This window comes from Corynebacterium sp. LK26 (assembly GCF_014335085.1).
Classification (GTDB): domain Bacteria; phylum Actinomycetota; class Actinomycetes; order Mycobacteriales; family Mycobacteriaceae; genus Corynebacterium; species Corynebacterium jeikeium_D.
The window spans coordinates 172391-179121 of the sequence record NZ_PDHB01000016.1; the positions used below are offsets into that span (position 1 = coordinate 172391).

The window sequence follows — 6731 nt, forward strand, 5'->3', positions numbered from 1 at the left end:
CAGTGCGCTAAGACGGGTTTTCCCGTACATCCGGGTTTTGGTCCGGAGGTGGTGGCTCCGGCCCGAGCTGTTTCGTCGTGCCTGCCCGGTATCCGGCGTAGGACCTCCCGGACATTGATGTCACGAATGAGTTGCTAAACAGCGGCGGCCGAGTCTTGTCAGGTGGGCGCCATCGAATATGTCCGGATGTGGGGATGCGTTCGAGGTGGCCGTTGCGTCCTTCCCGGTCGTCGTCGTTAAGCCCGTTGTGTTCGCGGCAGACCATGGTGAGGTTGTCCAGCGTGGTTGTGCCGCCGTGTTTGTGGGCGACTAGGTGGTGCGCTTGTCCGCTATAGGCGGGGCGTTCACAGCCGGGCCAGGCGCAGATGGGGTTGTCGATGAGCATCGCGATGCGCTGCTCTTCAGTCGCCAGGCGGGGGTTGCCGATGGGAAATAAGTCCGTAATGGCGCTGTGTTCGTCGTAAAGCACGGCCCACCCGGTGTCGGCGAGTAGGGCGTTGAGGAAGACGTCGGGGGCGAGCGCAGAGCCGTTGGTGGTGGCGGCGAATCGCGGGCTGTAGTCGATGAGGTCTTGTGCGGTGATGATGATGGCGGGTTGGTAGCGCATTTCATCGAGCTTGTCGACGGGCGTTGCGGCATCGGCATGCTCGAGGCGCTCGGCAAGCGCTTGGCCGACGCAGCGGTCGTGGGAAAACTCCGGATGGGACTTCCGGATTTCTGCGGCACGGATGGTAAGCGGCGACAGGAGATTGTCGAGCATATCCGAGGGGCCGGAGATGTGGAAGTGCTTCATTCCCCGGATGTCTACCTTCCGGGAAAATCGGGCGCGCAGATGCTGGGGTGGCTCGTCTTCGGTGTTGAGCTCGGTGAGAGTTTCCCGCATGTAGAGATCGAGTTCTTCGAAGCCGAGGCGTTCGGCGGCAGCGACGAAGGTGAGCCGCAGGTTGTCGTGGAGTTCGGCGTTGTTGGCTTGGCGGCTGCGCTTGTCGATAAGCACGCAGGTGTCCAGGCTGAGGCCGAGCTGGCGCGCAAGGGCGGTGGCGTCTTCGCGGGCTTTGGTGTTTTCCTCGGTGTCAGCGGGTTGGAGATAGTGGGCGGCGACGCGTAGCAAAAGCCGGAGGCGCGCCGGGTCAAGGCCGAGGGTTGCCGCCAGGTGGGAGGTGGCGTCGTGGCCGTCGGGACGCGCGGCGTGGAGTTCCGCTAGCGTGTCCATTCCGCGCGAGGCCAGTGCGGCGAGCGTCCCAAGAACTGTCATGCCTTTGAAGGTAAAAGTCCGGATGTAGGGGGACAACGCCTATGGGGGCAGGCTGTGGATAAGTCAGCCGGTTTAGCAGTTATCCACATCCGGACTTTTCACCGCGCAAACGCACCGCAGCTGCACCGCCGTACCGCCGCACCACGCGCTGCCGTCTGTTACGCCCCGAAGTCACGCAGGGCGCTGCCGGTGAGGCGGAAGGTGTCCCATTCGTCCATGGGGAAGGCGCCGAGGGAGCGGTAGAAATCGATGGAGGGTTGATTCCACTTCAGGACGCACCACTCGACACGTGAGTAGCCTCGCTCCACGGCAATTCGCGCGAGGTTCTGCAGCAGTGCTTTGCCCTTGCCGGTGCCGCGTGCCTCGGGGCGGACGTAGAGGTCTTCGAGGTAGATGCCGTGGGTGCCTTCCCAGGTGGAGTAGTTGAGGAACCACAGTGCAATGCCGTCGAGGCGCGGGCTGCCTCCAACACCGCCATCACCGCCACCAACACCGCCATCACCGCCACCGGCGCCGTCGTCCAAATTTCCGGATGTGGAGTCGACGACGTGGCAGAAAATCGCAGGGTTGTCCCCGAAGAGCTGTTCGCGCAGGCGCTCGGGGGTCAGTCGGACGGCATCGGGTTCTTTTTCGTAGGCCGCCAGGTCTTTGATGAGGTCGACGATCTCGTGGACGTCGTCAGGCGTGGCGGGGCGTGGAAGTGTCATGTGTCCCTTGTTACTCGCGGCGGGTGATTTGGTGCAAAAGTGCGTCCGAGGCGGGGGAGATTGCGATAACCTGCGAGGTTATGAGCAACGTTTCTCAAGACTTTTCCGACGGCATTCTAGCCATCACCATCGACCGCCCGGATGCCTATAACTCCCTGGATAAGAATCTCCGCTTGGAGCTAAAGGCCGCTTTTGAGCGTGCACAGGAGCCGGATGTGCGCGCTGTTATCCTGCTCGGCGGGCCGAAGGCGTTTTGTACGGGCCAGGATTTGAAGGAGCACATTTCTGACCTGCAGTCCGGCGCCGGCATGGGCAAGGTTGTCGAGGAGTACAACCCGATGGTCGCGGAGCTGACCGCGATTAACGTTCCGGTTATTGCCGCTATCGAAGGTGCTGCGGCGGGTGCCGGCTGGTCGTTGGCGCTGCACTGTGATTTCCGTATCGCCGGCCCGAAGGCGTCGTTCAAGGCGGCGTTCCCGTCGATTGGCCTGGCCACGGACTGTGGCATGTCGGCGCTGCTGCCGCGCATGGTCAGCGACGCGAAGGCGCGTGAGCTGTTGTTCTTCGATAAGAAGGTGCTTGCCGACGAAGCCCTGAGCCTCGGCCTGGTCACTGAAGTGGTGGATAATCCAGCGACTCGGGCACGTGAGTTGGCTGTCCAGTTTGCGGCGGGGCCGACGGCCGCGCTGAAGGAGATTAAGGCTCTGCTGCGCCGGGATACCTTGTCTGCTGCTGCGGCGGAGGCGGACGCGCAGGCTCGTTTGGCGGTCTCGGCCGACCATAAGGAAGCGGTGGCCGCGTTCTTGGAGAAGCGACCACCGCATTTCGTAGGTGAGTAAGACAGATACCTGGAGTGGCAGGGGAGAGATAGTAGTGAAGAACTACTGCTCTTCCTGTGCTCCTAGTACTTCACTGGTGAGCTCTGGGTGATCTCCCAGCTCACCGGAAACCTCGTCAGGGTGCTTGGATAGGCTGACCAGCGAGACCGCCAGACCGCCCCAGATGACGATGATGAACAGTGCCATCATGACAATTGCGATACCGGACATTTGGCTTAAACCTCCTCAGTTTCCGGAGTGTGCTTGCGTGGCAGGTGTGAGGACCGCTTGAAATCTGGCGTCACACCGAAGTCCGAGCCCGGAGGGCCATCGAGACGGTGTTGGCCGCGCCAAGGCAGGATGGCCATAATCAGAGCGCCGATGAGAATCACGCCGATGACACCCCAGCCAAAGATGTCGATTTGGGTGTCGGAGTAGCCTTCGTAGTTTTCCTGGAAAAGTCCAATGAGCTCCTGGAACAGGATGACGGCGAGAATGACCGGCGTGATGTTTCCGACGAAGATCTGCCACATGGTGCCGACCTTGAACGAGGACACGGCGTTGAGGTGCATGGCGAACTCGTTGGTGCGGCGCAGGATCCAGTCGATTGCGATGATGGTCAGCAGTGCAACCAGGACGATACCGACGTTGTTGGTGAACTTATCTACGATGTCGAGGGTTACCAGACCTGAGGTGGTCGGGAAGGCCAGCAGCGAGATGACGGCCATGGCGCCACCGACGGTGAGGGTGGCCTGGACGCGGCCGAGGTTCAGCTTGTCCTTTACTGCGGAGACGACGACCTCGAGCAGCGACATCAGGGAGGTCACACCGGCGATTGCCAGGGAGAGGAAGAACAGCAGCCCGAAGACCGAACCGATGACCTTGGGCATCTCAGAGATGACCGTCGGGAATGCGATGAAGGCAAGACCAATACCGGAGGTTGCGACCTCGTCAACGGCCTGACCCGACTGCGCTGCCATGAAGCCCAGGGTGGCGAAGACACCGATACCGGCGAGAACCTCGAAGGAGGAGTTTGCGAACGCGGTGACCAGGCCGGAACCGGTGAGGTTCGTGCGTGGCTTCAGGTAGGAGGCGTAGGTCAGCATAATGCCGAAGGCCACGGACAGGGAGAAGAAGATCTGGCCGTAGGCGGCAATCCATACGCTGGAGTCAGTCAGTGCGGACCAGTCTGGGGTGAAGAATGCATCCAGGCCCTTTGCAGCGCCGTCGAGCGTCAGGGAGTAGATGACCACTGCGACGAAGAGGATGGTCAACAGCGGGATGAAGATAATCGAGACCTTGCCGATGCCCTTGTCCACACCAGCGGCCAGAATGCCGATGACGAGTACCCAGACAATGAGCAGGACGATGGAAATCGAGGGGACGAAGTCCAGAGAGAAGACGCTCTCGGTGTCTACTTGGAGGAAGTCCTTCATGAAGTGGGTCTCGGCATCTGGGCCCCAGCTCTTGCGGATGGACTTCCAGGCGTAGATGAAGGACCACGCGATAATAACGGCGTAGTAGACGGTAATGAAGAAGGCGATACCGACCTGAATCCAGCCGATTGGCTCAGCCCAGGTCTTGATGCGACGCATCGACTTCGGTGCGGACCCGCGGAAGCGGTGGCCGATGGCGAAGTCGAGGAAGAGCAGTGGGATACCCGCGGTCAGAAGTGCGACCAGGTAGGGGATAAGGAAGGCGCCACCGCCGGAGTCGTATGCGACATAGGGGAAACGCCAGATGTTTCCAAGCCCGACTGCCGAGCCGATGGCGGCGAAAATGAAGGCTGCTCGGGTGGAAAACACCTCCCTTCGCTGAGGGGTAGCGGTCGAGTTAGTTGTGCTCATACCTCTGGAACTCCAATCCTTCATCTTCGGTCACGCGCCCGCGTGGCCGAGGGGAAAATTGGTGAAGTGCATCACCATTACCTAATGGAATCTTAGTATATGAGATAGGTATCTCATTGTATAGTTTCAGTTTTGTAGGGGGTAATGGTTTTGGTGAGGGGTGTGGCACAGGGGGAGGGCAGCTCCAATCAAGCCTCGTAAATAATCACCAGCCATGAACTTTGAGGTATGCAAAAACCCCGCCAGGAAAACCTGACGGGGTTTGTGTCGAATCAGCTAGGCCGACGTGCGCTATTTACTCTGCGCCGCCCTTGGCGATGCGACGGAAGATGATTTCCTTCATGATCTCGTTGGTGCCACCGTAAATGGTCTGGACCTTGGAGTCGAGGTAGTGAGTGGAGATTGGGTACTCGAGCATGAAGCCGTAGCCACCGAACATCTGCAGGCAGCGGGTAACGATGTCCTGCTGCTCCTCGGTGGTCCAGTACTTGGCCATGGAAGCGCCGGTCTCGTCCAGCTGGCCTGCGTTGTGAGCCATAACGGCCTGGTCAACGAAAGCCTGCAGGGCGGTGACGCGGGTGGCGATGTCGGCCAGGTAGTGGCCGTGGACCTGGTGCTGGATGATCGGGCGGCCGAATGCCTCGCGCTCCTGAGCGTATTTGTAAGCCAGGGTCCAGGCGCGGCGGGAAGTTGCGACAGAGCCGCAAGCCAGGGTCAAGCGCTCGTGAGCGAGGTTGGTGCGCAGGTAGCCGAAGGCAGCGCCCTCTTCGCCGAGCAGGTTCTCAGCCGGAACGCGGACGTTGTCGAAGTTGAGCTCAGCGGTGTCCTGAGCCTTCAGGCCGACCTTCTGTAGCGGGCCAGCCTTGGTGAAGCCCTCGAGGTCGGCGTCGACGATGAACATGGAGACACCAGCGCGGCCCTTGGATGGGTCGGTGATAGCTGCGACGAGAGCGAAGTCGGCCATCATGCCGTTGGAGATGAAGATCTTGGTGCCGTTGAGGACGTAGTGGTCGCCGTCCTTCTTGGCGAAGGTGCGCATACCTGCCAGGTCGGAACCTGCGCCCGGTTCGGTCATGGCGAGGCAGCCGATGGTATCGCCGGCGTTCATGGAAGCCAGGTACTTCTGCTTCTGCTCTTCGTTGCCGAACTTAGCCAGGTACGGAGCGACCAGGTCGTTGAGAACGCCGAAGGAAACGACGATGGAGCCACAGTCAGCGTTGGAAAGCTCCTCGTTCAGGACCTGGTTGTAGCGGAAGTCCATCTCTCCGCCGCCGCCGTATGCCTCCGGAGTGGACATACCAATCAGACCGAGCTCGCCGGCCTTCTTGAAGACCTCGCGATCCGGCTGGCCTTCCTTGTGCCAGCGCTCTACGTTCGGGGTGATTTCCTTCTCGACGAAGCCGCGAACCATGTCGCGGAACATGTTGTGCTCTTCTTCGAAGTGAGTACGGGGCAGAAAGTCCTTCATGACATGCTCCTAGAAATATTGTCGTGGAATTTTTGTCTTAAGGCCTTTTCGTACGTCGCAGATAAACGCTGCAGATAAACGCGATGGCCTCGGTTCATCGTCATAGTGACTATGACTGTTGTACCCCATTATGCATGAGTGTGATGAGAGACACTTGTTTTTTTAAAAGTTTTTTCCCGATTGGTGATGTGGAATCGCTTGACGACGGATATTGCGCCCAGCCTTCCCGGAAAACTACCCCCGTTGCGGTTGGGGGTTGCTATTGAATTCGGACTATCGCCGACGGTCGGCAATATTAGGTAATGCTAACCTACAAAGCCAGGTGGATGGCTATTTTTGTCATGTCTGCCAGTCGGGCCGCTGGGACTTTGGGTGGAGAGTGTAAGCGTTTGAGATGGCCGTCATGGGGGTGATTAACGAAACATTCTCGTTTTCTTATTTCCATTAGTGCTGGTGGTCGTTAGTATGAGCATCAGGTGGAGACCGGTTCCCTTGATTATCCGAGCTTCTTCCACTGCAGTCATAGCAACCTCCAATTGCACTCGAAAAAATGACGCGACCCGTGCGCCGTCCCTGTGGAATGGACAGCGAGCAGGTCGCGTCATTTTTTTTATTGCTGCGATTAGGCGCTAGTCG

General features: G+C 59.5%; 7 protein-coding genes. 2 read left to right on the forward strand and 5 right to left on the reverse strand.

Annotated elements, in window-relative coordinates:
• Nucleotides 1-7: 7 nt before the first annotated feature.
• Nucleotides 8-793, reverse strand: a complete 786-nt coding sequence (locus tag CRD13_RS09145; RefSeq protein WP_255466703.1) for an HNH endonuclease signature motif containing protein — start codon at nucleotides 791-793, stop codon at nucleotides 8-10.
• Between CRD13_RS09145 and CRD13_RS11050 the strand changes: the two genes are divergently transcribed.
• Nucleotides 779-1108 (forward strand): hypothetical protein, encoded by a 330-nt coding sequence (locus tag CRD13_RS11050; RefSeq protein ID WP_246822166.1) that lies wholly within the window; start codon nucleotides 779-781, stop codon nucleotides 1106-1108. The genes CRD13_RS09145 and CRD13_RS11050 overlap by 15 nt on opposite strands.
• Nucleotides 1109-1413: 305 nt before the next feature.
• On the opposite strand, the gene CRD13_RS09150 is transcribed toward CRD13_RS11050, so the two are convergent.
• Nucleotides 1414-1962, reverse strand: a complete 549-nt coding sequence (locus CRD13_RS09150; RefSeq protein WP_049190692.1) for a GNAT family N-acetyltransferase — start codon at nucleotides 1960-1962, stop codon at nucleotides 1414-1416.
• An 80-nt stretch (nucleotides 1963-2042) separates the two neighbouring features.
• On the opposite strand from CRD13_RS09150, the gene CRD13_RS09155 reads away from it, so the two are divergent.
• Nucleotides 2043-2801 carry an enoyl-CoA hydratase-related protein gene (locus tag CRD13_RS09155; RefSeq protein WP_187401550.1) on the forward strand — a complete coding sequence of 253 codons (759 nt, stop codon included), beginning with the start codon at nucleotides 2043-2045 and terminating at the stop codon, nucleotides 2799-2801.
• Between the two features lie 42 nt (nucleotides 2802-2843).
• On the opposite strand, the gene metS is transcribed toward CRD13_RS09155, so the two are convergent.
• The 3 genes from metS to CRD13_RS09170 form a co-directional block, all read right to left on the reverse strand.
• On the reverse strand, nucleotides 2844-3011 hold the full coding sequence (metS, locus tag CRD13_RS09160; RefSeq protein WP_048733989.1) for a methionine/alanine import NSS transporter subunit MetS: 168 nt from the start codon (nucleotides 3009-3011) through the stop codon (nucleotides 2844-2846).
• A 5-nt stretch (nucleotides 3012-3016) separates the two neighbouring features.
• Complete coding sequence (locus CRD13_RS09165) at nucleotides 3017-4627, reverse strand: sodium-dependent transporter (protein ID WP_070602867.1); 1611 nt, start codon at nucleotides 4625-4627, stop codon at nucleotides 3017-3019.
• Between the two features lie 295 nt (nucleotides 4628-4922).
• On the reverse strand, nucleotides 4923-6095 hold the full coding sequence (locus tag CRD13_RS09170; protein ID WP_048759734.1) for an acyl-CoA dehydrogenase family protein: 1173 nt from the start codon (nucleotides 6093-6095) through the stop codon (nucleotides 4923-4925).
• Nucleotides 6096-6731: the final 636 nt, after the last annotated feature.